The sequence below is a fragment of the Brevundimonas sp. NPDC055311 genome (genome assembly GCF_053645695.1).
This window is the reverse complement of record NZ_JBSHMV010000002.1, coordinates 821,467-846,326: the sequence shown is the minus strand read 5'-3', so window position 1 is coordinate 846,326 and position 24,860 is coordinate 821,467. Positions and strand designations below refer to the sequence as shown.

Genomic DNA, 24,860 nt, shown 5'->3' with positions numbered 1-24,860 from the left:
TTCATCCGACCCCTTGCCGTCGTGGCAGGGTCAAGCGTTTCCGGCGTGAACGCCCTGCGGCCGATCGCCCGCCAGATCGGACAGAATGGGGCAGTCGGGCCGTTCGTCGCCTGCGCAGCAATGGGCCAGATGGCGCAGGGTGTCGGCCATCTCGCGCATTTCACGGATGCGGGCGTCCAGGTCGGCTAGGTGCTTTTGCGCCATCGCCTTGACCTCGCGGCTGGGGCGGGCGTCGTCGCGCCACAGGGACAGAAGGCGGCTGATCTCCTCGATCGAAAAACCCAGCCCGCGCGCCCGGCGGATGAAGCGCAGATCGTTCACGTCGCGGTCGCTGAAATCGCGATAATTGCCCTCGGTGCGGTCCGCAGGGCGGATCAGGCCCTGCGCCTCATAATAGCGGATCATCTTGGCCGAGACGCCGGTCGCCTGGGCCGCCTTGCCGATGTTCATCACGCGGCTCCCTTCATGCTGCCGGTGTTGATATGGGGTTTGAAGGTCTTCAGGCGCAGGGCGTTCAGCACCACGCTGACGCTGGACAGGGCCATCGCCCCCGCCGCCAGCATGGGCGACAGCATCAGGCCGAAGACGGGATACAGCACCCCCGCCGCTACCGGGATCAGCAGCACATTGTAGCCAAACGCCCAGGCCAGGTTCTGGCGGATGTTGCCCATGGTCGCCCGCGACAGGCTGATGGCGCTGACCGCGCCGCGCAGGTCGCCGCCCGTCAGGACCACGTCCGCGCTCTCGATCGCCACGTCCGAGCCGCCGCCGACCGCCAGACCCACGTCCGCCGCCGCCAGGGCCGGGGCGTCGTTCACCCCGTCGCCGACGAAGGCGACCTTGCGCCCGCCGGCCTTCAGCGCCTCGATCACGGCCACCTTGCCGTCCGGCATGACCTCGGCGTGGACTTCATCAATGCCCAGACGACGCGCCACGGCGGCGGCGGTGCGGCGGTTGTCGCCGCTGATGACCGCGACCTTCAGCCCCAGATCGTGCAGTGCGCGGATGGCCTCGGCCGTCGTCGCCTTGACCGGGTCGGCCACGGCGATGATGGCGGCCAGTCGGCCGTCTACGGCAGCGTAGAGCGGCGTCTTGCCCTCGTCGCCCAGACGGGCCGCCGCCTCGGCGAACACAGCCACGTCGCAACCCAGTTCAGCCATGTAGCGGTCGGCGCCGACGGCGACGCGCGCGCCCTCGACCAGACCCGTCACCCCCTTGCCGGGGATGGAGGCGAAGTCCTGCGGCTCGACCACCGTCACGCCGCGCGCCTCGGCGGCGGCGACCAGGGCGCGGGCCACCGGATGCTCGGAGCGGATCTCCAGCGCCGCCACCTGGGCCAGCACCGTCGTCTCTTCAAAGCCCTCGGCCGTGACCAGATCGGTCAGGGTCGGCTTGCCTTCGGTCAGGGTGCCGGTCTTGTCGAAGGCGACCACCTCGACGCCCTGCAGCGCCTGAAGCGCCTCGCCCTTGCGGAACAGCACGCCCAGTTCGGCCGCACGCCCCACGCCCACCATGATGGAGGTCGGCGTCGCCAGACCCATGGCGCACGGGCAGGCGATGATCAGCACGGCCACGGTCGCGACCAGCGCCATCCCCATCGCCGGATCGGGCCCGAACAGGAACCACGCCACGAAGGTCAGGGCGGCGATGGCCATGACGGCGGGCACGAACCAGCCGGTCACCTTGTCCACCAGCGCCTGAATGGGCAGCTTGGCCCCTTGCGCGGCCTCGACCATCTTGACGATCTGGGCCAGCACGGTCTGAGCGCCGACCTGACGCGCCTCGAAGCGGAAGGCGCCCGTGGTGTTCAGCGTGCCGCCCGTGACGTCGGCCCCGGCGGTTTTCTCGACCGGGATCGGCTCGCCCGTCAGCATGGATTCATCGACGAAGGAAGCGCCGTCCGTGACCACGCCGTCGACCGGCACCCGCTCGCCGGGACGCACCACGACCACGTCGCCGACCTTGACCGCATCGACGGCCACGTCCTGTTCGACGCCGTCGCGCACCACGCGGGCGGTCTTGGCCTGCAGCGACATCAGGCGACGGATCGCCTGACCCGTGCGGCCCTTCGCCCGCGCCTCGATCCAGCGCCCGACCAGGATCAGGGTGACGATCACCGCCGCCGCCTCGAAATAGATGTTGGCCGTGCCCTCCGGCAGCCACTGCGGCGCAAAGGTCGCCACCGTCGAGAAGGCCCACGCCGCCGTCGCGCCCAGCACGACGAGGGAGTTCATGTCCGGCGCCCAGCGCAGCAGAGCGGGCACGCCCTTGCGGTAGAAGATGATCCCCGGCACGAACAGCACGAAGGTCGCCAACACGAAGCTGATGACTTTCCAGTTGAAGGCGCCGATGGTCTCGCCGATCCAGTGGTGCATCCCCGGCACGAAGTGCGAGCCCATCTCCAGCACGAACAGCGGCAGGGTCGCCGCGCCCGCGATCAGCACCGCGCGGCCCAGCTTCCTGATCTCGGCGTCGCGGGCGGCCTGTTCGCGGTCGCCGGCGTCCGGCCCGGCGTCCTCGGGCGCCTCCAGCACATAGCCTGCCTGTTCGACGGCGGCGGCCAGATCCTGGAACGTCTTCGCTCCTGACAGGAAGCGCACCGTCGCCCGCTCGGTCGCCAGATTGACGCTAGCCGACAGCACGCCCGGCACGGCGGCGAGCGCCTTTTCGACGCGGCCGACACAGGAGGCGCAGGTCATCTCCCGTACGGGATAGACGACCTCCTCCTCCATCGGCTCATAGCCCGCGCTCTTGATGGCGGCGGCGACGGCGGCGGCGGAGCCCTCCGACGACAGCGACACCTGCGCCCGCTCGGCGGCCAGATTGACCTGCGCCTGCGTCACGCCCGGCACGGCGCGGATAGCCTTTTCGACCCGGCCCACGCAGCTGGCGCAGGTCATGCCCAGCACGGGCAGATCCAGTGTTTTCAAGCCTTCGGCGGCCATGGCGTCGTCCTCGCAAATCCTTGACGACGACACCTCTAAACCTTCCCATCAAGGGAAGGTCAAGCGCCCGCCTTTGACGGTCGTCGGACGCCCGCGCCTCCCCCGCCCGGATGCGGCTATGTCGTTTGAAGAGGGGTGGTGATAGCTTGGCGCCCTCCCCTTTTCCGACGGATGCGTGAGCCCCTATGACGCCCCTGCCCGCCCTCGCCGCCCTGGCCCCCGAAATGACTGCCTGGCGCCGGGACATCCACGCCCACCCGGAACTGTCTGGTCAGGAATCGCGCACCGCAAAGCTGGTGTTCGACGTGCTGGAAGGGCTGGGCCTGAAGCCCGAGGGCGGCGTCGGCGGACAAGGCGTGGTCGCCGTCATTGAAGGGCGCGAACCCGGCCCGTCCATCGGCCTGCGCGCCGACATGGACGCCCTGCCCATGAACGACGACAGCAACGTCCCGCACGCCTCGACCAAGCCCGGCGTCTCGCACGCCTGCGGCCACGACGGCCATACGGCGACCCTGCTGGGCGTGGCGCGCCACCTGGCCGCCAACCCGCCTGCGCGCGGCCGCGTGGTGCTGATCTTCCAACCGGCGGAAGAGACGGGTCTGGGCGCGGTCGCCATGATCAAGGACGGCCTGTTCGACCGCTATCCGTGCGACGAGGTCTACGGCTACCACAACATGCCGCTGCTGCCGCTGGGCGAGGCGGCGGTCCACACCGGCCCGACCATGAACGGCTATAAGGTGTGGGAGATCGACATTCAGGGCGTCGGCGGCCACGGCGCCGCCCCGCACAAGACGAAAGACCCCGTTCAGGCCGCCGTGCGCGTGGCCTCGGAAATCTCGTCCATCGTCGGCCGTCATGTCGACCCGATGGAGCCCGCCCTGATCACCGTGACCAAGCTTCAGGCCGGGTCGTCGCACAACGTCGTGCCGCACGAAGCCAGCCTGGCGGGCACCCTGCGCGCCACCTCGTCCGAAGTGATCGAGACGATGTGGGAGAAACTTCAGGCCATCTGCGCGGGCGTCGGCGTCATGACCGGCTGCACCGTCACGGTGCGCGAGACGGCGGGAGTGCCCCCTGTCTTCAACGCCGCCGCTCAGGCCGATGCGGCGGCGGCGGCGGCGGGCGGCGTGTTCGGCGCGGACAAGGTGCACCGCGACCTGAAGCCGTACCCGTTCACCGACGACTTCGCCTATATGTTGCAGATCGCGCCGGGGGCTTACTTCTTCGTCGGACAGGGCGGGACGATGGTCCACCAGACCGCCTATGACTTCAACGACGACCTGTTGCCGAACGTGGCCTCGGTCTTCGCCCGGATCGTCGAGGCGAAGCTGTCCTGAAGGCAGGCGCGAACGGCGGGATCAGGCGCGCAGCGTGGCCCCGCCGTCGACGTACAGGTCCGTCATGGTGATGTGGGCGGCGCGGTCGGACAGCAGGAAGACCACCGCCTCGGCGATGTCGTCCGGCGTCGCCAGCTTCTGCAACGGAATGCCTGCCTTGAAGGTCTCGGGCGAGCCGGCGATGACGCGGGCGGCGCCGTCTTCGTCGGCCCACATGCCGGTCTGCATCGGCGTCAGGGTCGAGCCGGGGGCGACGATGTTGCAGCGGACGCCCTTCGGCCCCAGCTCCAGCCCCAGACAGCGGGTGAACATGGTCGCCGCCGCCTTGGATGCGGCATAGGCCGCCATCGCATGACGCGGCACGCCCGCCGCGTTGGAGCTGACGGTGACGAAGGCGCCTTTGCCCCGCTCGCCCATCCGCCGCGACGCCGCGCGGCCCAGATGGAAGACCCCATCCGTATTGACGGCGAAGACGCGGCGCCATTCGGCGTCGGAGGTCTGATCCACCGTCACATTGGACAGGACGCCCGCCACGCTGGCCACGAAGTCGATCGGGCCGTCCTCGGCCTCGATGCGGTCGAACAGGGCCTCGACCGCCGCGCCGTCGGACACGTCCAGCGGCTCGACCCGCACCCCGTTCAGAAACGCCAGCCCCGACAGGGCGGTGGACGGCAGGTCGGTCGCGACCACGCGCGCGCCCTCCTCGACCAGCAGGCGCACCACGGCGGCGGCGATGCCGCCGCCCGCGCCCGTGACCAGGGCCAGACGGCCGGACAGTCCGCTGTCTCTCATCGTGCGGTCTCCTCGAAGGCGGTCATACGAGCGTCCAGCGCCGGGGCGATCAGGGCCGTCGCCGCCGGGCCGGTCAGTTGCGGGTGCAGGAAGGGAACCTCGACCACGTCCAGATCGGCGGCGTAAGCGCGCCACAGGCCCGGCGTCAGGTCGCGCTCCTTGTGGTCCAGCGCCGCGCGGACGTGGGTGGTGCGGCCGCCGAAGGGCTTGTGATGGTGTTCACGCACCAGACGGTTGGTGTCCAGCACCACGCGGATCACTCCGTCCAGCGCCGCCTCAGGCAGGCCGCCCAGCGCGCTGTCGCCCGCCTTCAGGAAGGCGACAATGGCCGCGCGGCTACGCAGCTCGGGATACTGGGTCGGGTCATATCCGGCGATGGCCAGAAGGGCGCGCATCGCGTCGACCGGATCCGGGTCCGGCTCGGCGCGCCAGCACTCGGCCGGATAGGAGTCCAGCATGGCCATCAGCCCGACCTTGACGCCACGCCGCTCCAACTCGACCGCCGCCGCCTGGGCGATGATGCCGCCGACGGACCAGCCTGCGATGTGGACCGGGCCTGGCGAGCCGAGCGCCAGAATATGATCGACATAGACCGACGCCAGCGCCTCGATCCCGTCCGGCAGAGCGTTGGCCGGGTCCAGCGCGGGCGACTGCACGCCCCACACCGTGCGGCGCGGCGACAGGGCGCGCGCCAGGGTGCGATAGCCCCACGACAGCCCTCCCGCCGGGTGGATCAGGAACAGCGGCGGCAGGGCTGGATCGCCCTCGGCCAGACGGATCAGCACGCCCAGCCCGTTGTCGAAGTCCAGCGCCTCGGCGTCGATCAGGGCGGCCAGTTCAGCCACGCGCGGCCGGTCGAACAGGGCGCCCAGCCCCGGATCGCGCCCCAGCCGCTCGCGGATCAGCATCATCAGATGCACCGCCAGCAGGGAGTCGCCGCCCAGGGTGAAGAAGTCGTCGTCGGCGCCCGCCGGTTCGCCCCTGCCCAGCGTCTCGGCGAACAGTTCGGCGATGATTTTTTCGGTCGGCGTCTCGGCCGCCCGGCCTGCTGCGGCCTCGAACACCGGGGCGGGCAGCGCCTTGCGGTCCAGCTTGCCGTTGGAGGTCGTCGGCAGGGCGTCCAGCGCCACGATGGCGGCGGGGACCATGTAATCAGGCAGGCGCGCGGCCAACTTCGCCTTCAGGGCGGCGGGATCGTAGCCCTCAGCCGGGACCAGATAGGCGACCAGACGGCGCTCGCCGGGACGGTCCTCGCGGGCCAGCACCACCGTCTCGCGCGCCAGACCGCTGGCGATGACCGCGGCTTCGATCTCGCCCAGTTCGATGCGCAGGCCCCGGATCTTCACCTGATGGTCGCTGCGGCCCAGATAGACCACCGCCCCGTCCGCCCGCCTGCGCGCCACGTCGCCGGTGCGATACAGCCGCTGACCCGGATGGTGCGGATCGGGGATGAAGGCGGCCTCGGTCAGGTCGGGCCGGTTCAGATAGCCGCGCGCCAACTGGACGCCGCCCAGATGCAGATGGCCGCCCATGCCGGGCGCCACGGGGCGCAGCCGCTCGTCCAGAATGACCAGCCGCGTGTTCCACACCGGCCAGCCGATCGGCATGGGGCGCGACGCATCCTCCGGCCCGGCGGCCCAATAGCTGACGTCCACCGCCGCCTCGGTCGGGCCGTAGAGGTTGTGCAGTTCGGCGCTCACCGTCTGGTGGAACCGGTCGCGCAGCTCGGCGGGCAGCTCCTCGCCGCTGCAGAAGACGTGGGCGACCGCGATTCCCTTCGCCGCAGGATCGGCCAGGAAGGCCGACAGCATGGAGGGGACGAAGTGCAGGTCGGTGATCGCATGGCGGCGGATCAGCCCGGCGATGGCCGCCGGATCGCGGTGCGCGCCGGGCGGGGCCACGACCAGTTCCCCGCCCGAAATCAGGGCCAGGAAGAACTCCCACACCGACACGTCGAAGGTGGCGGGCGTCTTCTGAAGGATTCGCGTCTGGGCGCCGATGCCGTATTCGGCCTGCATCCACAGCAGGCGGTTGACGATGGCCCGATGCTCGACCAGCACCCCCTTGGGATCGCCGGTCGACCCCGAGGTGTAGATGACATAGGCGGCGTCCTCGCCCGCCTGAGCGACGGCAGGCGCAGCATCGGCCAGCGGCCAGTCGGCGGGCGCCAGCAGGGCCTCGCCGAAGGCGCCGCCGATGTCTTCGTGGGCCAGGACGACGCTCGGCCCGGCTGCGCGGACGATGGCCGCGATGCGCTCGGCCGGGTGCTCCAGATCGAGCGGCAAATAGGCGCCGCCTGCGCGTAAGGTCGCGACTAGCGCGATGACCAGCTCCAGCGAACGCGGCAGGGCCACGGCGACCAGGCTCTCGCGCCCCACGCCGCGCGCCGCCAGCGCCGAGGCCAACGCCGCCGTGCGGCGGTCCAGTTCGGCGTAGCTCAGGGTCTCATCACCGAAGGTCAGCGCCGGGGCGTCCGGCGTCGCCTGCATCGCCGCCTCCAGCAGGGCGGTCAGCGTCGTGTCGGGAACCGGGTGGGCGGTGGCGTTGAAGGCTTCCAGTTCGCGCACAGCCTCGCTCGGCGTGGCGATGGGGACTTCGCCCAGAGTCTCCGCATCGAGAGCATTCGTCAGGAAGGCGGCCAGACGCTTTGCGTGGGCGGCGGCCTCCTCCAGCGTGTAGAGGTCAGGGTTGGCGTCGACTTCCAGCGTCAGGGCCGGAGCGGCGTCGCCGCGGAAGGTGAAGCTGATGTCGTCCACCGGGCCGGTGCCCAGCACCTTCAGCGTCGTGTCCAGCCCCGTAAAACGCGGCGGCAGATCGAACGGCAGGACGTTGACCAGCGGCCCGTACAGCCGCCGCGCCCCGCCGATCAGGCCGAGATCGCGCCGCAGCTGCTCGCTGCGGTAACGGCCGTGGCGGCGGGTCTTGATCAGGGCCTTCGAGGCGAGGATCAGTTGCTCGTCCAGCGGCGCGTCCTCGTCCAGCGTCAGGCGCAGCGGCGGGACATTCATGATCATGGCCGGCGTGCGCGCCGAGGCGCTGCCCATGCGGCCCATCCACGGCACGCCGATCACAGCCTCCTCCGCGCCCGAGAAGCGGCGGACATAGGCGGCGCCGATGGCGGTCAGCACATCGGGCCAGGACAGGCGCCCGGCGTCAGCGCGGGCGCGCAGGCGGGCCGTGACCTGCGGCGGCAGGGCGCGCTCGATGCGATGGAAGCGGTGGGCGGTCGTGGCCTTGCCGGGCGCCAGAGAGGCGACCTCGGGCGCGTCGCCCATGATCTCGCGCCAGTAGGCGGCGTCGGCCGTGCGCTTGTCCGAGGCGCGATAGGCGGCGTCTTCGTCCCAGACCTTGGCGATGGGGTTGAAGACCGGGCCCGGCGCCGGGCCGCCGCGCGCGGCGTTGTAAAGCTCGGCCACGCGGTTGGTCAGCAGGGCCATGCCGAAGCCGTCGGTGGCCAGATGGTGAACGCGCAGGCTCCACAGGAAGCGTTGCGGTCCCCCCTCGCCCGTCATGCGGAACAGGATGTTGGCGGCCAGCGGGTCGCGCGTCGGGTCGAGCGGCGTCTCGTGATCGCGGCGCATGGCGGCCATGGCCTCGGCGACCGGATCGGCGGCGGCGGACACGTCGACGATCCGAAGCAAGGGGCGATGGGTCGGGTCGAGGGTCTGGAACACTTCGCCGTCTCGTTCCACGAAACGCAGCGACAGGGCTTCGGTCTCGGCGGCGGTCTGATCGACGGCGGCGCGGAAGGCCTCGACGTCCAGATCGCCCCGGATGTCGAGATAGTGGGCCGTGTTGAAGATCGGGTTGGCCGGGTCCAGCCTCTGGGCGAACCACAGGCCGGATTGGGTTTCCGTCAGCGGGTGTTCCAGCGCCGCCGCCATTCGTCCGTCGTCCATGATGTCAGGTCAGGCGTCATGACCGGCGGCGCGCAGACGCGCCTGAACCACGCTCCACCAGCCTGCGAGCGTGGTGTGTTCGGCCAGTTCGCTGAACTCCAGCGGCACGGCCTCGCTCCACGCCAGCGACAGGTTGAGGGCGCGCAAGGAATCGACGCCCAGGTCCATCAGATTGTCGTCGTCCAGAATGGAGTCCGGCGTTTCATGCAGCACGGCGGCGACATCGGCGCGCATGCGCTCCAGCGTCAAGTCCTGCGGGGTCAGCTTGGTCATGTCAGTCGTTCCAGAACGCGCGCCGTCGAAAGGGCCACGGCGCAGGTGTCGGCGGCCCAGGCCACCGCGCCCATATGCTTGTCGCGCGAGAAGTCGCCAAGCGCATCGGCGACGAAGAAGGGTTCGATATCGCGCTGAAACGCCTCGGCCGCCGTCAGCTGACAACCGATGTGGGCGTAGACGCCGCAGACGATCAGTTGGTCCCGCCCCCGCACGCGCATCAGCGTCTCAAGGTTGCTGCGCTGGAAGGCGCTGTAGCGGTGCTTGACCAGGGGGAAGTCGCCCGGCGCCGGGGCCAGTTCAGGCAGAATGTCTTCATGCTCGGGCGCGCGGCTCATGCCCGGTCCCCACAGGTCGGCCTGCAGGCCCCGGTCTCGGCGATCCTGATCGCCATGCTGGGCGGTGTAGAAGACGGGCACGCCCGCCGCCCGCGCCGCCGCGATCTGGCAGGCGATGTTGGCGATCAGGCCGGGCAGCGGCTCGGCGCCTGGCGCATAGGGGCGCATGAAATAGCGCTGCATATCGTGGACCAGCAGGGCGGCGCGATCACGCTGCAACGTCCACTGGGCGCGCGAGGCGGGAATCTCCGCCTCGGTCGGCAGGGCGTAGGCCGGGACGGTCGGCAGACCCTTTGATGCGGTCACGCCTTGCCCTCCTCTTCCAGAATGCGCTGACGCAGGGCGGCGCGCAGTTCGCGGCGGCTGACCTTGCCCACGGCGGTCACGGCGAAGTCGTCGACGAAGACGATCTGGTCCGGCACCTTGAAGTCGGCGATGTCGCGCTTGCGCATCCAGGCCTTCAACTCGACGCCGCGCGGCGCGGCGCCGTCGGGGATGACGAAGGCGCAGATGCGCTCGCCCAGATAGTCGTCCGGCACCGACACCACGGCGGCGTCGAACACGGCCGGGTGGGCCAGCAGATGATCCTCGACCTCCTCGGCCGAAATCTTCTCGCCCGCGCGGTTGATGTGGTCGGTGGCCCGGCCCATGACGACCAGATAGCCCTCGGGCGTGCGGCGCACCACGTCGCCGGTGCGATAGAAGCCGTCGTCGGTGAAGGACCGCGCATTGGCCGCGGGTTCGTTGTGATAGGCGCGGATCGTATAGGGGCCGCGCGTCAGCAGATTGCCCGGCTCGCCCTCGGCCACGGGCGCGCCTGCGTCGTCGACGATCAGGATTTCGTCGTCGGGGCTAATCGGTCGCCCTTGGGTCTCCACGATCAGGCTCTCAGGGTCGTCCAGCCGGGTGTAGTTGACCAGCCCCTCGGCCATGCCGAACACCTGTTGCAGGGTGCAGTCCAGCTCCGGGCGCACGCGCCGCGCGGCCTCGGGCAGGAATTTCGCCCCGCCGACCAGCAGCACCTGAAGGCTGGACAGGTCGTGCGCCTTCCGGGCCGCCGCCTGCATCCACAGCAGGGCCAGAGGCGGCACCAGTCCGGTGATCGTCACGCCCTCGCGCTCGATCAGGGGGAAGCAGACGTCCGGCGACGGCGACGGCGCCATCACCACCGTCGCCCCGACATAGAGGGCGCCCAGATAGCCCGGCGAGCTCATCGGGAAATTATGCGCCGCCGGCAGGGCCGTCAGATAGACGCTCTCCGGCTCCAGCCCCGAGATGTCGGCGCTTTCACGCACGCTGTAGAGGTAGTCGTCGTGGGTGCGAGGGATCAGCTTGGACAGGCCGGTCGAGCCGCCCGAAATCTGCAGGAAGGCCACGTCGGACGGATCGGCGTCGTCCGTCGGCAGGGAGGCCGGATCGGCGCGGAAACCGTCGAAGGATGCGAACTCCTCGGCCTCGCCCACCACGACCACATGGCGCAGCTCCGGAACCTCGGCCTGAACGGCGCGGGCCAGGGCGCGATAGTCGAAGCCTTCATGCCGGTCGGCCACGACATAGGCGGCGGCTTCCGAACGTTTCAGGAAGTGAACGATCTCGGTCGAGCGGTGCGCGGGCAGCGCATAGACGGGGATCAGCTTCGCCCGGAACAGGCCGAAGATCACGCTGAGGAACTCGGGCAGGTTGGGCAGTTGCACCACCACCCGGTCGCCCGGCTTCAGCCCCAGCGCCAGGAAGCCGGCGGCGGCCGTCTCGGCCTTTTGCAGCAGTTCGCCGTAGGTCCAGCGCTGGTCCATGCCGACCACGGCGACGGCGTCGCCTTGCGCCTCCGCCCGGCTGCGCAGCAGTTGGGAGAAGGTTTCGCCGCGCCAATAGCCCTTGGCCCGATAATGCGCCGCCATGTCGTCCGGCCAGACCTGTTGCAGGGGAATCATACGCTCGCCTCATCCACGCCCAGGGCGCGCAGAACGGCCTGGAACTTACCTGACGTCTCGTCCGCCTCGGCGGCGGGGTCGGAGCCTTCGACAATGCCCGCCCCGGCATAGAGACGCGCCTGATCGCCGCACGTTTCGGCGCAGCGCAGCGAGACGTACCACGCCCCGTCGCCGAAGGCGTTGGTCCAGCCCACGGCGCCGGCATAGAAGCCCCGATCATAGCCTTCAAGCGCGTGGATCATCTCGGCCGCCCGATCGCGCGGCGAGCCGCAGACGGCGGGCGTCGGATGCAGCAGGGCGGCCAGTTCGGCGGCGGAGATCTCGTCGGGACGATGCAGGCGCCCCTCGATGCGGGTGCCCAGGTGCCACATGGTCCGGGTCGAGACCAGCGCCGGGCCGGGCGGCGCGCGCAGGTCGCTGCAGTAAGGCGCCAACAGGTCCATGATGGCCTCGACCACCAGGGCGTGCTCGCGGCGGTCCTTGTCGGAGGCCAGCAGGCCTTGCGCCGCCGCCTCGTCCTGCACCACGTCGGTGCTGCGGCGGGCCGATCCGGCCAGAGGATGAGAGAAGACGGCCGGGCCGCGCTTGGACGCCAGCAGTTCGGGCGTGGCGCCGACCAGACGGCGCATGGCGCCGCCAGCCCCCTCGCCCAGCGGCGTCAGGAAGCGCGCGGCGGTCGGGTCGGCCTTCAGGTCACGCCACAGGGCGAAGGGATCAATCGCGCCGTCGCCCTGAACCTTCAGGCTGCGCGACAGCACCACCTTGTCGACCGGCTCGGCGCCGCCCTGAGAGGCGCGCATGGCCTCAAGCGCCTGCGTCACCGCCGCCTCATAGGCCGCGCGCGACGGCTCGGGCGTCAGGGCGCGGATCGAGGGGTGCGACGCGCTTGAGGTCATGTCCCAGATGCGGTTGGCGGCGCGCTCGGGCAGGAACAGGCAGTCGTCGGCGCTGCGGTCAAACGGCAGGGCGCCGACCAGCAGGCGCGGCGACGGCTCATCGGTTTCCGGGGCGACCGGCAGATCGGCGAAGAAGCCGCGCACGCGCGCGCCCAGGGTCGCCGCCGGCCCCGGCGTCAGGCGCTGCTTCAGACCCGTGGTGAAGAGCCGCAGCTCCGGCGTGCTTAGTCCAAAAGCCCAGTCCATGTCGTCCTTCGGCGCGGCGGCCTCATGCCGTTCGGATGCGCCGCCACCGATCTGAACCGACAGATCGGGCGCGCCCCAGAATTCCGCTACTCTCGACTCCATGCTGATCCCTGCTGCACTCAAGCTGTTGCATATCATTCGCAACAACCGGCCTATAGCCGAGCAACCTTCGCGTTGTCTTGCGGCGAGATTAATTCCAAGCCGGTCTGGTCGTTTCGCCGCAGAGGTTTAGAAGGGCGCTCATGCGAATGCTTGTCATTGACGATGATGCCCGAACCCGCGCCTTCGTGGCCGAAGGCCTGCGCCAGCAGGGGCATACCGTCGATGAGGCGGGCGACGGCGAAACCGGTCTGCATATGGCGATGGAGGGCGAGTACGACGCCATCGTCGCCGACCGCATGATGCCCGGCCTGCCCGGTCTGGAAGCGGTCCAGGCCATGCGCGCGGGCGGGCTGAAGACGCCGGTGCTGATGCTGACGGCGCTCGGCTCGGTCGATGACCGGGTGGCGGGGCTGAACGCGGGCGCCGACGACTATCTGGTCAAGCCCTTCGCCTTCAGCGAACTGAGCGCGCGGCTGCAGGCGCTGGTGCGCCGCCCCCCGCTGGCCGAGGCGACGACGCGGCATCGGGTGGCCGATCTGGAGGTCGACGTCGCCGCGCACCGGGCGACCCGCGCGGGCAAGCCGCTGGACCTGACCCCGCACGAGTTCAAGCTGCTGGAGCGTCTGGCCCGCAACGCCGGTCACGCCGTGACGCGCACCATGCTGCTGGAAAGCCTGTGGGGCTTCCACTTCGACCCGCGCGCCAATCTGATCGACGCCCACATCAGCCGCCTGCGGGCCAAGGTGGATCGCGGCTTCGATCAGGAGCTGATCCACACCATCCGGGGGGTGGGTTATGTCCTCAAGGCTCCGGACTGAACCGAAACGTCCCTCCGTCTGGTCCACGGCCAGCCTGCGCTACGCCGCCGCCTTCTCGGTCCTGTTCGGCCTGGGCGCGGCGGTGATGATCGCGGGCGTGGACTACGGCCTGATGCGCTTCGCCGAGGCCGAGGTCCGCGACGGGCTGAACCATCAGATGGACGTCATGCGCGCCGACGCCAACCGGCACGGCACGGCCCAGCTGGTGCGGGAGCTGAACGCCGAGGCCCGCAACCGCGACGCCCGGCGCTATCTGCTGCTGGTCGAGGCGCCGGACGGCAGCACCTTCTCCAACGGCCTGACGCGGCTGGCGGTCAATGAGACGGGCTTCCGCCGCAACCTGCCCAACAAGGCGCGCCCCGCCCGCTGGCCCGACCAGACGCCGAACATGCTGGCGCTGAGCGCGCGGGCGTCCGACGGCGGCCTGCTGGCGGTCGGGCGCGATATCCAGCACCTGGACGAGCTGCGCGGCGGCATCCGCCGCTATGCCCTGATGAGCGGGATCGTCCTGATCCTGCTGGCCCTGGCCGGCGGCTGGTTCGCCGGCCGGCTGTTCCTGCGGCGGCTGGAGGACGTCAATCAGGCGGTCGGACGCATCATCGCCGGACAGGATTCGGCCCGCCTGCCCGCCGTCGGCCTGGGGCGCGAGTTCAACGAGCTGTCGGCCAACCTCAACCGGATGCTGGACCGGCAGGAGGCGGCGCTGACGACGCTGAAGACCCTGTCCGAGGGCGTGGCCCACGAACTGCGCGCGCCGCTGAACCGGGTCCGCAACCGGCTGGAAGACCTGGCCGCCAACCTCGACGACGCCCAGGCGCGCGAGGCCGCCGTCGAACGCGCGCTGGAGGAGACGGACCAGGTCAGCGCCCTGTTCGAGGCCCTGCTGACCCTGGCCCGGATCGAGAGCGGCGACGCCGCCCTGAAGACCGAACGGCTGGATCTCGCGGCGCTGACCGGCGCCGTGGCCGACATCTACAGCCCCTTCGTTGAAGAGGCGGGCGGGCGGCTGACCGTCGGCCTCGCCCCTGCAGGAACGGTCGAGGCCGACCCTGCCCTTATCCAACAGGCCCTGGCCAATCTGATCGAGAACGCCGTCTTCCACGGCGGCGGGCGGATCGAGGTCTCGACGTCCAGTGAAGGCGGCCGGGCGGTCGTCCGCGTCGCCGATCAGGGGCCCGGCGTGCCGGAAGCCGAACGCGAGAAGATCCTGCGCCGCTTCTATCGCCTTAATCAGGGCGGGACCGGCCATGCCTCGGGCGCGGGGCTGGGACTGGCCATGGTGGCGGCGGTGGCGCGGGCGCACGGCGGCGAACTGCGGCTGGACGACAACTGGCCCGGACTGGCGGTGGAGCTGTCGCTGCCGGTCACAATGGCCAAGCCCTAGTTGCAATTCGTTCTCAATTAGTCGATCAAGCCGCTCCTTTCCGTTCAAGAGCCGCTCATGACCTCCGCCACCACGACTGTCGCAGCCCCCGGCGGCGGCTTCAGCCTGAAGCCCCTGCTGTTCACCGCGGGCGTCGGCAGCATGTCGATGATGGCCTTCGTCGCCGTGGTCGGGCCGATGGCGCGGCTGCTGGGGCTGCAGCCCTGGCACGTCGGCGCAGCGGTGACGGCGGCGGGTCTGGCGTGGATGCTGATGGCCCGCTTCTGGGGCGCACGCAGCGACGAGGTCGGGCGGCGCAAAGTGCTGCTGATCGCCCTGGCCGGGTTCGCCGTCAGCTATGCGGCGCTGGGCCTGTTCATGAGCGCGGCCATGGCCCTGGTCCCGGCGGCGATCATCAGCTTTATCGGCATGACGGCCGCCCGCACCGCCGCCGGAGCCTTCTACGCCGCCGTCCCGCCGATCTCCGCCGCCGTCGTGGCCGATCAGACCGCGCCGCACGAACGCGCCCGCGCCATGGGCGCCGTCGGCGCCTCCAGCTCGCTGGGCATCGTTTTCGGACCGGGCGTGGCGGGCCTGTTGGCCGGATGGAGCCTCAGCGCCTCCCTGCTCATCATTTCGGCCCTGCCGATCCTGGCCTTCATCGCCATCTGGCGCTTCCTGCCCGCGGACGCCCCGCATGAGACGCGCAAGAAATCGACGCTGAAGCTGTCGGACGGCCGCATCCGCCGCGCCGTCGCCACCGCCTTCTTCGCCATGTGCGGCGTCGTCGTCTGTCAGGTGGTGGTCGGTTTCCTGGCTCTGGACCGCTTCGGCCTGTCGCCCAATGAGGCGGCGCGCACGGCGGGAATCGCCCTGGCCGTGGTCGGCGTGGTGCTGTTCTCGGCCCAGATGGTGCTGCGCCGCCTGACCTGGACGCCCTCGCGCTTCATCCGCATCGGCGGGAGCGTCGCCGCCGTCGGCTTCGTCGGCGCCGCCTTCGCCGCGACGCCGCTGCAACTGTGGGCCGCCTATGGCGTCATCGCGGCAGGCATGGGCTGGGTCTATCCCTCGCAATCGGCGCTGGCCGCCAATGCCGTCGAGGCCCATGAGCAAGGCGCCGCCGCCGGGGCCGTCGGGGCCGCGCAGGGACTGGGTGCGGTGATCGGCCCGCTGGGCGCCACCCTGGCCTATCAGGCGGCGCACGGCGCGCCCTACGTCGTGTCGGCGGTGATGATCCTGATCGCGGCGCTGTGGCCCGCCACGCGCCTCAAGGCCGGTTAGGCGCGCGCCCGTTCGATCTCAAACCCGGCCGACAGGGCGTCGGCCAGCCACCGGGTTCCAACGTCGCCGTCAGAGCGTTCGTGCCAGACCAGGTGATAGTCGAACGGCCGCATTTCCTGCGGCGCCGGGAAGGCGCGCAAGCCGTGCGCGGCGGCGAAATGCTCGGCCGCCCGGCGCGGCAGCAGGGCCACCGCCTCGCTCGTCTGCAACAGATAGGGAACCAGGGCGAAGCTCTCGGCCCGCACCAGGACGCGGCGCTCGGCCATGTCCGGCAGGTCGTCCGCCACCCAGTCGCCGAAACCGTCCCCGGCTGACGGCGCGACATGGGGCCACCGCAGCAGTTCGGCGTGCGTCGGCGTCGCCTGATGCACTGGGTGGTCCGGCCGCGCCAGGCCCAGATGAGTCTCGCGGAACAGCCAGCGCGACTTCAGCCCCGCGCCCTCGGGACTCCAGCCGGTCAGCACCAGATCCAGCCGCCCGTCCTCAAGCCGCCGCAGGCTGGCGTCCGACAGAGGCTCGACGTCCAGTTCCACCCCCGCCGCCTCCTGCGCGATGCGGGCAAGGGCGGGCGTCAGAACGCTGAGCAGGCCGAAGTCGGTGGAAGCCAGACGGAACACCCGCTTCATGCGTCCGAGATCCCGGTCGGGATCGCGCAGCAGGCTCTCCCCCGCCTCCAGCCAGGCGCGCAGGGGGCCGGACAGAGCCTCGGCGCGCGGCGTCGGCATCATGCCGCGCGGGCCGCGCACCAACAGGGGATCGTCGAACTGATCGCGCAGCCGGGCCAGGATGCGGCTCATCGCCGGCTGGCCGATGCCCAGACGCTCGGCTGCGCGCGAGACGCTGCGCTGCTCGATCAGCACCTGAAGATGCTGAAGCAGGGTGAAATCGACGCGGTGGGGAAGTCGCCCCGACATATGGCCTCGCTGCATGACGCCCGGCGCGTCGTCCCCGGCTGTATTAAGAACGCCTCTTAATTGCAACACACTCGCCCTGTGGTTCGCGCCCCGTTTCTCGCCGCTTCCCGACGGCCGCGCCCTCATGCAGCCAGGCGAATAGGCCCCATGCCGAATCCGACATTGAGACAATATTGCGAATGATTATTAGGAGCGAGCCGCTCGCACGGTCGAGCTTTCCTCCCCTCCCCGGGCGCCTGGCGCCCGCCTAACGCACGCCTCTGGGGGCGCAGATGCACCTATCGAAACGCCGCATCGGGCTGGGCCTGATGACATCAACCCTTCTCGCCGCCTCGCCGGCTCTGGCCGAGACCGCCCTGCCGGGCGCCTCCGGCGTCGACCCCCAGGCCACCTCGGTCGGCGACGTCATCGTCACGGCGTCAGGCACGGCCGTGGACGTCCGCAACGCCCCGGCCTCGGTCAGCGTCATCACCCGCGACGAGATCGAGCGCCAGCCGGTGCAGAGCCTGGGCGAACTGCTGGGCCGTCTGCCCGGCGTGACCGGCGGCGTCAGCCCCACCGGCGCCATGTCCAAGATCACCATTCGCGGCCTGCCGGACAACTACACCCTGGTGCTGGTCGACGGGCGTCGCGTCGGCAATTCGCGCGACATCAGCTATCGCCCCGACCTGGGCCGCCAGGATCTGAACTGGATCTCGCCCGACATGATCGAGCGCATCGAGGTGGTGCGCGGCCCGATGTCGTCCCTCTACGGCTCCGACGCGATGGGCGGGGTCATCAACATCATCACCCGCAAGATCGCCCCGACGTGGCGCGGCTCGGCCAACACCAGCTACACTTGGTCCGAGGATTCCGAGCGCGGCGACGCCTATCAGCTGGGCGTCAACGTGGCCGGCCCCCTCACGGAAAACCTGGGCCTGCGCCTGGGCGCGACCTACGCCCGCACCAATCCGGACGAGGTGAACATCTCGAGCAACAACGGCGCGGGCGGCGTCGTCAACAAGAGCCTGAACGGCGTGCTGAACTGGGCGCCGGTCGAGAATCACAACTTCTCGTTCGAGGCCAACTACGGGGTGGAGGAGCCCCTGGCGCCCAAGCTGCTGGTGCCGAACCGCAATGGCGAACTGACGCCGCAAGGCGCCTTCGGCTCCGAGACCGAACGCACCAACTTCCGCGCCAGCCACGAGGGCGAATGGTCCTTCGGCAAGACGCGTCTGGACGTCTATCGCAACGCCTTCGAGAACAAGGCGATGGGGGAGTACGGCGGTTCCGGCGAGTTCGAGGAGTGGATCGTCGACGGCCTGTGGAACTTCGAGAAGAATTTCGTCTGGCTGCACAAGTTCGCCCTCGGCGCCCAGTACCGCCAGGAAGAGCTGACCAACACCGACACCATCGGCACGGTGCCGATCGACTATGACGGCAACGTCATCACCGGCGCCACGCTGAAGGGCGATACGGCGGCCATCTTCGCCGAGGACCAGATCACCCTGCGCGAAAACCTGCTGCTGACGCTCGGCGGCCGTCTGGACAGCCACGATAAATACGGCGAGCATTTCAGCCCCCGCGCCTATCTGGTCTGGCATCCGGCCGAGGCCTGGACCCTGCGCGGCGGCGTCTCCAAGGGCTTCCGCGCCCCGTCCCTGAAGGAGAACAGCGCCGGCGCCGCGACCAACTCGGGCGGCAACGGCTGCCGGGGCCTGATCGGCATGGCCGCCAAGGACAAGAACGGCGACCCGATCCTGGACGGAAACGGCAATCCGCTGATCTACACCTCGGGCAGTTGCTGGATGGCGGGCAACCCCAACCTCAAGCCCGAGGAAAGCACCAGCTACGAGTTCGGCTTCGCCTATGACGGCGCCGCCTACAGCTTCGCCGCCACCTATTTCCACACCGACTTCGAGAACAAGATCCAGTACGCGCCGCTGGGCTATTTCGAAGGCCGCTGGTGGACCAAGAACGAGAACGTCCAGCGCGCCCGCACCAAGGGTCTGGAGCTCAGCGGTTCGGCGGCCCTGCCCTACGACCTGACCCTGCGCGGCAACGCCACCTGGATGATCGAGGCCAAGAACCTGGACACCGGGGCCAGCCTGATCACCACGCCGGAATGGTCGGGCTACGCCTCGCTGGACTGGCGGGCCACGGACCGCCTGGGGCTCATGCTGTCGGCTCAGTACACCGGCGAACAGCTGAGCGGCGGCTCGACCCTGACCAACGCCCGCACCGAGTTCGACCTGACCTCCGCCTATGAGGCGTCCGACACGGTGACCCTGCGCGCCGGGGTCTCCAACCTCTTCAACGAGAAGGTCAGCGGCACCGCCGGCGACGGCTACTACTCGCCCGGCCGCCGCTTCTTCGTTGGCCTGACCACCCGCTTCTGATCCGGAGAAACTGCGATCATGACTAACCTACGCAAATCCCTTCGGGGCGCCGCCTTCGGCGCCCTTCTGGCGGCTTCAGCCGTCGCGGTTCCGGCGGCGGCCTCAGCCCAGGCCCTGTTCTCGGCGCCCGAGCGTCTGGACGGCGGCCAGGTCGGCTTCTCTTCCGGCGAGCGCGGCAAGCCCGTCCTGCCGGGCGGTCCGGTCGTGGCCAATGGCCGCGGCTTCCATCCGGGCCAGAGCATCGTCCTGATGTACGGCCAGACGCCGCTGTCGACCGGCCCGATCACAGCCGACGCCGAGGGCGGCTTCGAGGCGCGGCTGACGCTGCCCGCCGACGCCCAGCCCGGCAACCACCCGATCGTGGCGGTGTCGCAGTCGCCCTACAACGCCGTCCTGACCAATCTGAAGATCTCGCCGAACGTGCCGCTGTCGAATGAGGCGGCCTATCGGATCACCAGCATCCAGCCGACACGCGGCCTCTATCAGACCGCCTATAGCGCCAAGCGCAACGCCGTCTTCGCCACCTCGGCGGTCGGCCGCCCGCCGGTGCGCCAGTCGGAGCTGCTGCGCCTGAACGCCGACACCCTGGCGGTCGAGGCCCGCGTCACCCCGGCCGCCGCGCCGGGCCGCACCGGCCGCGACGGCCAGCCCCAGGACGGCGGCGTCTTCGCCGTCTACGGCGTCGGCGTCGACGACGCCCACGACACCGTCTGGGTCTCGAACAGCCGCCAGAACACGGTCGCCGTCTACCGCCAGTCGGACCTGTCGCTGGTGCGCCAGTTCGAGCCGGGCACGGTCAACCACGCCCGCGACGTCGTCATCGACGAAGAGCACGGCAAGGCCTACGCCAGCGCCACCTTCCAGCCCGAGATCGTGGTGTTCGACACCGCCGCCCTGACGGTGGCCAAGCGCATCAAGATCGACTCGACCGTGCGCGGCGAGACCTTCTCGGCCGCCAGCGTCTCCTATGACCGCGAGGCGCGCCGCCTGTACGTCGCCTCCAACTCGACCAATGAGGTGGCGGTCATCGACGCCGCCGCCGACACCGTGCTGAACGTCTTCCGCGTGCCCGGCGCGCGCAGCGTGATCGGCGTCTCGCACGATCCGCAGACCGACCGCATCTTCGTCGCGGCCCAGGGCACCGACAACCTGGTGGTGCTGAACGGTTCGGACGGTTCGGTCATGGCCGACACCCCGGTCGGCGCGGGCGCCCTGAACGTGGTGTTCGAGCCGAAGTCGCGTCGCGCCTTCGTCAGCACCTTCGGCGCGGGCACGGTGACGGTGACGGATGTCGACGGCCGCATCGTCGCCAACCTGCCCGCCCCGCCGGTGGCGAACCACGTCTCGACCGACGGACGCGGCAACGTCTATGTCGCGGTCAAGTCCGGCTGGACCACGGACGGAAACGACTCCGTGCTGAGCATCCGCCCGGCGCGTTGATCCGAACAGCCCCCGCGCCCGGCGCGGGGGCTTTTTTCTCGCCGCCCGACCTAACCTCGATAGGGCGCGGCGAACCGCAGGACGGCCGGCAGGGCCGCATAGGGGGTCGAGCCGTGATCCTCGTCCTCCAGCACCCGCAGGCTCGCCCCACGGGCTTCCAGATCGCGGGCGTTGGAGACCATGCGCCGTGCCAGGTGCGCGGGCGGCAGCCCGGCCATCTCCTCACGGGCGCCGACCGCGACCAGCAGGTTCGCGCGCTCGGGCTGGGCGGCGACCACCGCCGGGTTCCACCAGATCGACGGGCTGATGGCGGCGTAGCGGGCGAAGGGCGCTCCGGCGGCGCGCGCCTCGAGGACGAAAAGGCCCGACATGGAATGCCCCATCAGCACCGCCTGCGCGGGATCGGCGCCAAGGGCCGCCAGTTGCGGCAACACCTCCGAACTCAGGCGCGCCAGCAGGGCCGCGCCGCGCGGCTCGGGCGCCTGGCCCTGCGGTCCCGGCGTGAAGGCGTAGGCGGCCACGCGATCAGCCACGCCCGACAGGGTGACGCCCGCCATCATCATCGCATCCACCCGCGTCTTGGCCGAGCGCCGCAGCAGCCGCCCGGCGACCTGGGCGGCCGTGTCAAAGAAGGCCTCCCCCTCCAACAGCACCAGGACCGGCCAGCCGCCGGCCGGCCGTTCGCCCTGCGGCGTCGCCACCCGCACGTCCACGGCGGGCGCGCCATCGACAGCGGGCAGGCGGATGGCGTAGGGCTGGGCCGTGTCGGGAGCCATGGCGTTCGGCGATGTGTCGGCAGGGGCGGGCGAGGTCAGCGTCATACGGCCACCCTAGCCTATCTGGCCATTGATATGTATTGCGACGCATTCTCTGAGTGGAGTTCGTGAATTGGCGAACGCTGAAAACGCCGTGCCCGAGGCGGTCGTCGCCTATTCCAGAAGCGTGCGGACCAAGCTGTTCGCCATCGCCGTTCTGGCCGCCCTGGCGACGGCGGCCCTGCTGCTCGACATCGCCACCGGCCCGTCGTCGATCTCGCCCCTGACGGTGCTGCAAGGGGTGTTCGATCCGTCCAGCCTGAGCACGGCCCAGCAGGCCATCGTCTGGCAGGTGCGCCTGCCCTACGCCCTGATGGCGATGATGGTCGGCGCGGCGCTGGCCCTGGCGGGCGCCGAGATGCAGACGGTGCTGAACAATCCGCTGGCCAGCCCCTTCACGCTGGGCGTGTCCTCGGCCGCGTCATTCGGCGCGTCGCTGGCCATAGTGCTCGGCCTGGGCGCCTCCTTCATCGGAGCGGACTGGCTGGTGCCGCTGAACGCCTTCGTCTTCGCCTTCGGTTCGGTGCTGGCGCTTCAGGCCCTGGCGCGGATGAAGGGGTCGGGCATCGAGAGCATCGTCCTGTTCGGCATCGCGCTCGTTTTCGCCTTCAACGCCCTGACGGCCCTGGTGCAGTTCCTGTCCTCGGCTGAGGCGCTGCAGCAACTGGTGTTCTGGACCATGGGGTCGCTGTCGCGCGCGACCTGGAGCAATGTCGCGGCCCTGGCGGTCGTGCTGGTCGCGGTGACGCCCTTCTCGCTTCTGTCGTCGCGCGCCCTGACGGCGCTGCGGCTGGGCGAGGACCGGGCCATGAGCTTCGGCGTCGATGTGAAGCGGCTGCGCTTCCTGTCGCTGCTGCGGGTCAGCCTGCTGTCGGCGACGGCGGTGGCCTTCGTCGGCGCCATCGGCTTCATCGGCCTGGTCGGGCCGCACATCGCGCGCCTGCTGGTCGGCGAGGATCACCGCTACTTCCTGCCCGCCAGCATCCTGGCCGGAGCGGTCATCATGTCGCTGGCCTCGGCGGCGTCCAAGATCATCGTGCCGGGCGTGCTGATGCCCGTCGGCATCGTCACCGCCGTCATCGGGGTGCCGGTCTTCCTGCTGCTGATCTTCCGCAACGGAGGCCGGGCATGAGCGACCTTACGATCAGCGGTCTCGACGCCGGTTACGGCGGCCAGCCCATCATCAGCGGCTTCAACCTGCCGCCCCTGACCGCAGGCGAAGTCGTCTCGGTCGTCGGCCCCAACGGCGCGGGCAAGAGCACCCTGCTGCGCAGTCTGGCGGGCCTGATCCCGGCGCACGGCTCGATCCGGCTGGACGAGGCGGAACTGACCCGGCTGTCGCTGGCCGACCGGGCCAAGCGCGTCACCTACATGCCCCAGACCCTGCCGCAGGGCGTGGCGCTGACGGTGCTGGAGACGGTCGTCGCCTCGATCCGCGCCACGCCCCTGCGCGGCGCCGTCTACACCGACGCCCAGGCGGCCGAACGCGCCTATGAGGTGCTGCAACGGATCAACGCCGAGGCGCTGGCCGGACAGCGGCTGGACCGACTGTCGGGCGGCCAGAAACAGCTGGCGGGTCTGGCCCAGGCCCTGGCGCGCGAGCCGCGCCTGTTGCTGCTGGACGAGCCCACCAGCGCCCTGGACCTGCACTATCAGTTGCGCGTGCTGGACCTGGCGCGCGAGGCCGCGGCCGAACGGGGCATGACGGTGATGATCGTTTTGCACGACCTTCAGGCGGCGGCGCGCGTCTCGGACCGGATCGCCGTCATGGCCAAGGGACAGCTGGTCGCCTTCGGAACGCCGGACGAGGCGATCACGCCCGATATCCTCGCCGAGGTCTATCGCGTCTCGGCCCGCGTCCAGCGCTGCGACCGCGGCGCGCTGCAGGTCATGATCGACGACGTGCTGACGGGCTAAGCGTCCCGTCCGCCATTCTCTGCAAGCCAAGAAAAAGGCCCGGCTGCATCTGCGGCCGGGCCTTTCCTTATTCAGTCCCGATCGGATCAGGGACGGATCAGCGTCACCACGTCGCCGTTCGGGTCGACCGGGACCGGGGTGCCGGCCGGGGCGTTGCGCGGCAGGCCGCGCGCCTTGTTCGTGACGTAGACGGCGTTGGTGGCGCGATCGATGGCGATGGTCTGGGGGAAGGTGCCCGTCTCCAGGTTCGCCTTCACGGCATAAGTGTCCGAATCCAGCACCGTCACCGTACCCGCCTGCCGGTTGGCGACGTAGATCTGCTTGACTGCGCCGTTGTAGGCGACGCTCAGGGCGCCCGCGCCGGTGGCGACCTTGTGGATCAGGGCGCCGGTGTCGGCGTTCAGCACCGTCAGCTCGCCCGACTTCTGATGCGCCACGAACAGGCGACGCCCCTCGGAATCCACGGCGATATTGATCGCCGCGTCGGCACCCGACGGCCATTGGCCGACGGTTTCGCCCGTGGCCAGATCGATGGCGGCGACTTCGTTGCTGCCCATGCCCGTGACATAGAGGCGGTTCGTCGACGCATCGAGCGCGGCGCCCATCAGGGTGCCGACCTGAACCGGGATGGTGCGTTCCAGGGTGTTGGTCGCCCCGTCGATGACCCAGACGAGGTTCGGCTTGGCGGCGTCGCCCGCTTCGCCGCCGACGTCGGTGATGTAGACCTTGTTGTTCGCCTCATCGACGACGACCTGGCGGACGTGGCCGCCGTTCTCGCCATTGCGGACCGAGCCGATCACTTCGCCCGTGCGGGCGTTGATGGCCGTGATCACGCCCGCGCGGGTGTCGGTGCCGTACAGGATCTGGGTGCGGGTGTTCAGATTCAGGCCGTAGAGCGGATTGGCCGAGACGTCGATCGAGGACTCCGGCTCCAGCGTCTGGCCTTGCAGGCGGATGATCTGCGCCTGGTTGGCGCCGCGCGGGCCGACGGCGGCGACATAGAGGTCGTTGTCGGCCGGGTTGAAGACGATCTCATACAGGCCGCCGTGCTCGACCTTGACGGTCTTCTCGATCGTCTGGGCGGAGGCGGTCGAAGCGATCGCCAGGGCGGCGAAGGCGGCGACGGTCATCAGGCCGTTGCGCAGGGGGGTCATGGCGATTCTCCGTGGTGAAAT

General features: G+C 70.1%; 19 protein-coding genes. 8 read left to right on the top strand and 11 right to left on the bottom strand.

Translation table 11 applies throughout. From position 1 onward, the window contains the following. Window positions 1-30: 30 nt before the first annotated feature. On the bottom strand, window positions 31-450 hold the full coding sequence (cueR, locus tag ACWIDZ_RS09840; RefSeq protein ID WP_343830780.1) for a Cu(I)-responsive transcriptional regulator: 420 nt from the start codon (window positions 448-450) through the stop codon (window positions 31-33). Further along, window positions 450-2,945 (bottom strand): heavy metal translocating P-type ATPase, encoded by a 2,496-nt coding sequence (locus ACWIDZ_RS09835; protein WP_453989501.1) that lies wholly within the window; start codon window positions 2,943-2,945, stop codon window positions 450-452. Before ACWIDZ_RS09835 ends, cueR begins: the two co-directional genes overlap by 1 nt. 185 nt (window positions 2,946-3,130) lie before the next feature. Between ACWIDZ_RS09835 and ACWIDZ_RS09830 the strand changes: the two genes are divergently transcribed. Next, a complete protein-coding gene (locus ACWIDZ_RS09830; RefSeq protein WP_453989500.1) occupies window positions 3,131-4,282 on the top strand; it encodes an amidohydrolase in 1,152 nt (383 codons plus the stop codon). A 21-nt stretch (window positions 4,283-4,303) separates the two neighbouring features. Here ACWIDZ_RS09830 and ACWIDZ_RS09825 read toward each other — a convergent pair whose 3' ends face one another. From ACWIDZ_RS09825 to ACWIDZ_RS09800, 6 genes are read right to left on the bottom strand one after another with little or no spacing between them, the layout of a single operon-like run. Next, window positions 4,304-5,074 carry a 2,3-dihydro-2,3-dihydroxybenzoate dehydrogenase gene (locus tag ACWIDZ_RS09825; RefSeq protein WP_453989499.1) on the bottom strand — a complete coding sequence of 257 codons (771 nt, stop codon included), beginning with the start codon at window positions 5,072-5,074 and terminating at the stop codon, window positions 4,304-4,306. Next, on the bottom strand, window positions 5,071-8,973 hold the full coding sequence (locus tag ACWIDZ_RS09820) for an amino acid adenylation domain-containing protein (RefSeq protein ID WP_453989498.1): 3,903 nt from the start codon (window positions 8,971-8,973) through the stop codon (window positions 5,071-5,073). Before ACWIDZ_RS09820 ends, ACWIDZ_RS09825 begins: the two co-directional genes overlap by 4 nt. Window positions 8,974-8,982: 9 nt before the next feature. Next, complete coding sequence (locus ACWIDZ_RS09815; RefSeq protein ID WP_024353927.1) at window positions 8,983-9,246, bottom strand: phosphopantetheine-binding protein; 264 nt, start codon at window positions 9,244-9,246, stop codon at window positions 8,983-8,985. After that, window positions 9,243-9,890 carry an isochorismatase family protein gene (locus ACWIDZ_RS09810; RefSeq protein WP_453989497.1) on the bottom strand — a complete coding sequence of 216 codons (648 nt, stop codon included), beginning with the start codon at window positions 9,888-9,890 and terminating at the stop codon, window positions 9,243-9,245. The genes ACWIDZ_RS09815 and ACWIDZ_RS09810 overlap by 4 nt, the downstream gene beginning before the upstream one ends. Next, complete coding sequence (locus ACWIDZ_RS09805; RefSeq protein ID WP_453989496.1) at window positions 9,887-11,515, bottom strand: (2,3-dihydroxybenzoyl)adenylate synthase; 1,629 nt, start codon at window positions 11,513-11,515, stop codon at window positions 9,887-9,889. The genes ACWIDZ_RS09810 and ACWIDZ_RS09805 overlap by 4 nt, the downstream gene beginning before the upstream one ends. Continuing rightward, on the bottom strand, window positions 11,512-12,759 hold the full coding sequence (locus ACWIDZ_RS09800) for an isochorismate synthase (RefSeq protein WP_453989495.1): 1,248 nt from the start codon (window positions 12,757-12,759) through the stop codon (window positions 11,512-11,514). The genes ACWIDZ_RS09805 and ACWIDZ_RS09800 overlap by 4 nt, the downstream gene beginning before the upstream one ends. Window positions 12,760-12,899: 140 nt before the next feature. On the opposite strand from ACWIDZ_RS09800, the gene ACWIDZ_RS09795 reads away from it, so the two are divergent. The 3 genes from ACWIDZ_RS09795 to ACWIDZ_RS09785 are packed head-to-tail and all read left to right on the top strand — an operon-like array spanning window position 12,900 to window position 16,221. Continuing rightward, entirely contained in the window at window positions 12,900-13,577 is a 678-nt protein-coding gene (locus ACWIDZ_RS09795) for a response regulator (RefSeq protein WP_453989494.1), read from the top strand. Beyond that, on the top strand, window positions 13,555-14,961 hold the full coding sequence (locus tag ACWIDZ_RS09790) for an ATP-binding protein (RefSeq protein WP_453989493.1): 1,407 nt from the start codon (window positions 13,555-13,557) through the stop codon (window positions 14,959-14,961). Before ACWIDZ_RS09795 ends, ACWIDZ_RS09790 begins: the two co-directional genes overlap by 23 nt. A gap of 57 nt (window positions 14,962-15,018) precedes the next feature. Next, the gene (locus ACWIDZ_RS09785) at window positions 15,019-16,221 is read left to right on the top strand and encodes an MFS transporter (RefSeq protein ID WP_453989492.1); all 1,203 of its coding nucleotides are present in this window, start codon (window positions 15,019-15,021) and stop codon (window positions 16,219-16,221) included. Here ACWIDZ_RS09785 and ACWIDZ_RS09780 read toward each other — a convergent pair. Then, window positions 16,218-17,135, bottom strand: coding sequence for a LysR family transcriptional regulator (locus ACWIDZ_RS09780; RefSeq protein ID WP_453989491.1), 918 nt, complete (start codon window positions 17,133-17,135; stop codon window positions 16,218-16,220). The genes ACWIDZ_RS09785 and ACWIDZ_RS09780 overlap by 4 nt on opposite strands. 308 nt (window positions 17,136-17,443) lie before the next feature. On the opposite strand from ACWIDZ_RS09780, the gene ACWIDZ_RS09775 reads away from it, so the two are divergent. Both ACWIDZ_RS09775 and ACWIDZ_RS09770 read left to right on the top strand, forming a co-directional pair. Next, window positions 17,444-19,513: a TonB-dependent receptor domain-containing protein gene (locus tag ACWIDZ_RS09775; RefSeq protein WP_453989490.1), complete on the top strand. Its 2,070-nt coding sequence runs from the start codon at window positions 17,444-17,446 to the stop codon at window positions 19,511-19,513. A gap of 18 nt (window positions 19,514-19,531) precedes the next feature. Beyond that, window positions 19,532-20,953, top strand: coding sequence for a YncE family protein (locus tag ACWIDZ_RS09770; RefSeq protein WP_453989489.1), 1,422 nt, complete (start codon window positions 19,532-19,534; stop codon window positions 20,951-20,953). 50 nt (window positions 20,954-21,003) lie between these two features. Here ACWIDZ_RS09770 and ACWIDZ_RS09765 read toward each other — a convergent pair whose 3' ends face one another. After that, complete coding sequence (locus tag ACWIDZ_RS09765; RefSeq protein ID WP_453989488.1) at window positions 21,004-21,774, bottom strand: alpha/beta hydrolase; 771 nt, start codon at window positions 21,772-21,774, stop codon at window positions 21,004-21,006. A gap of 67 nt (window positions 21,775-21,841) precedes the next feature. Here ACWIDZ_RS09765 and ACWIDZ_RS09760 point away from each other — a divergent pair, with 67 nt between their 5' ends. Further along, the gene (locus ACWIDZ_RS09760; protein WP_338576630.1) at window positions 21,842-22,900 is read left to right on the top strand and encodes a FecCD family ABC transporter permease; all 1,059 of its coding nucleotides are present in this window, start codon (window positions 21,842-21,844) and stop codon (window positions 22,898-22,900) included. Beyond that, window positions 22,897-23,685 (top strand): ABC transporter ATP-binding protein, encoded by a 789-nt coding sequence (locus tag ACWIDZ_RS09755; protein ID WP_453989487.1) that lies wholly within the window; start codon window positions 22,897-22,899, stop codon window positions 23,683-23,685. Before ACWIDZ_RS09760 ends, ACWIDZ_RS09755 begins: the two co-directional genes overlap by 4 nt. Before the next feature lie 86 nt (window positions 23,686-23,771). Here ACWIDZ_RS09755 and ACWIDZ_RS09750 read toward each other — a convergent pair whose 3' ends face one another. Next, the gene (locus tag ACWIDZ_RS09750) at window positions 23,772-24,839 is read right to left on the bottom strand and encodes a YncE family protein (RefSeq protein ID WP_453989486.1); all 1,068 of its coding nucleotides are present in this window, start codon (window positions 24,837-24,839) and stop codon (window positions 23,772-23,774) included. Window positions 24,840-24,860 lie beyond the last annotated feature (21 nt).

Bases quoted from the DNA above. Each gene is read 5' to 3' on its own strand.
- cueR (WP_343830780.1), bottom strand. From the start codon at position 450: ATGAACATCGGCAAGGCGGCCCAGGCGACCGGCGTCTCGGCCAAGATG.
- ACWIDZ_RS09835 (WP_453989501.1), bottom strand. From the start codon at position 2,945: ATGGCCGCCGAAGGCTTGAAAACACTGGATCTGCCCGTGCTGGGCATG.
- ACWIDZ_RS09830 (WP_453989500.1), top strand. From the start codon at position 3,131: ATGACGCCCCTGCCCGCCCTCGCCGCCCTGGCCCCCGAAATGACTGCC.
- ACWIDZ_RS09825 (WP_453989499.1), bottom strand. From the start codon at position 5,074: ATGAGAGACAGCGGACTGTCCGGCCGTCTGGCCCTGGTCACGGGCGCG.
- ACWIDZ_RS09820 (WP_453989498.1), bottom strand. From the start codon at position 8,973: ATGGACGACGGACGAATGGCGGCGGCGCTGGAACACCCGCTGACGGAA.
- ACWIDZ_RS09815 (WP_024353927.1), bottom strand. From the start codon at position 9,246: ATGACCAAGCTGACCCCGCAGGACTTGACGCTGGAGCGCATGCGCGCC.
- ACWIDZ_RS09805 (WP_453989496.1), bottom strand. From the start codon at position 11,515: ATGATTCCCCTGCAACAGGTCTGGCCGGACGACATGGCGGCGCATTAT.
- ACWIDZ_RS09800 (WP_453989495.1), bottom strand. From the start codon at position 12,759: ATGGAGTCGAGAGTAGCGGAATTCTGGGGCGCGCCCGATCTGTCGGTT.
- ACWIDZ_RS09795 (WP_453989494.1), top strand. From the start codon at position 12,900: ATGCGAATGCTTGTCATTGACGATGATGCCCGAACCCGCGCCTTCGTG.
- ACWIDZ_RS09790 (WP_453989493.1), top strand. From the start codon at position 13,555: ATGTCCTCAAGGCTCCGGACTGAACCGAAACGTCCCTCCGTCTGGTCC.
- ACWIDZ_RS09785 (WP_453989492.1), top strand. From the start codon at position 15,019: ATGACCTCCGCCACCACGACTGTCGCAGCCCCCGGCGGCGGCTTCAGC.
- ACWIDZ_RS09780 (WP_453989491.1), bottom strand. From the start codon at position 17,135: ATGTCGGGGCGACTTCCCCACCGCGTCGATTTCACCCTGCTTCAGCAT.
- ACWIDZ_RS09775 (WP_453989490.1), top strand. From the start codon at position 17,444: ATGACATCAACCCTTCTCGCCGCCTCGCCGGCTCTGGCCGAGACCGCC.
- ACWIDZ_RS09770 (WP_453989489.1), top strand. From the start codon at position 19,532: ATGACTAACCTACGCAAATCCCTTCGGGGCGCCGCCTTCGGCGCCCTT.
- ACWIDZ_RS09765 (WP_453989488.1), bottom strand. From the start codon at position 21,774: ATGACGCTGACCTCGCCCGCCCCTGCCGACACATCGCCGAACGCCATG.
- ACWIDZ_RS09755 (WP_453989487.1), top strand. From the start codon at position 22,897: ATGAGCGACCTTACGATCAGCGGTCTCGACGCCGGTTACGGCGGCCAG.
- ACWIDZ_RS09750 (WP_453989486.1), bottom strand. From the start codon at position 24,839: ATGACCCCCCTGCGCAACGGCCTGATGACCGTCGCCGCCTTCGCCGCC.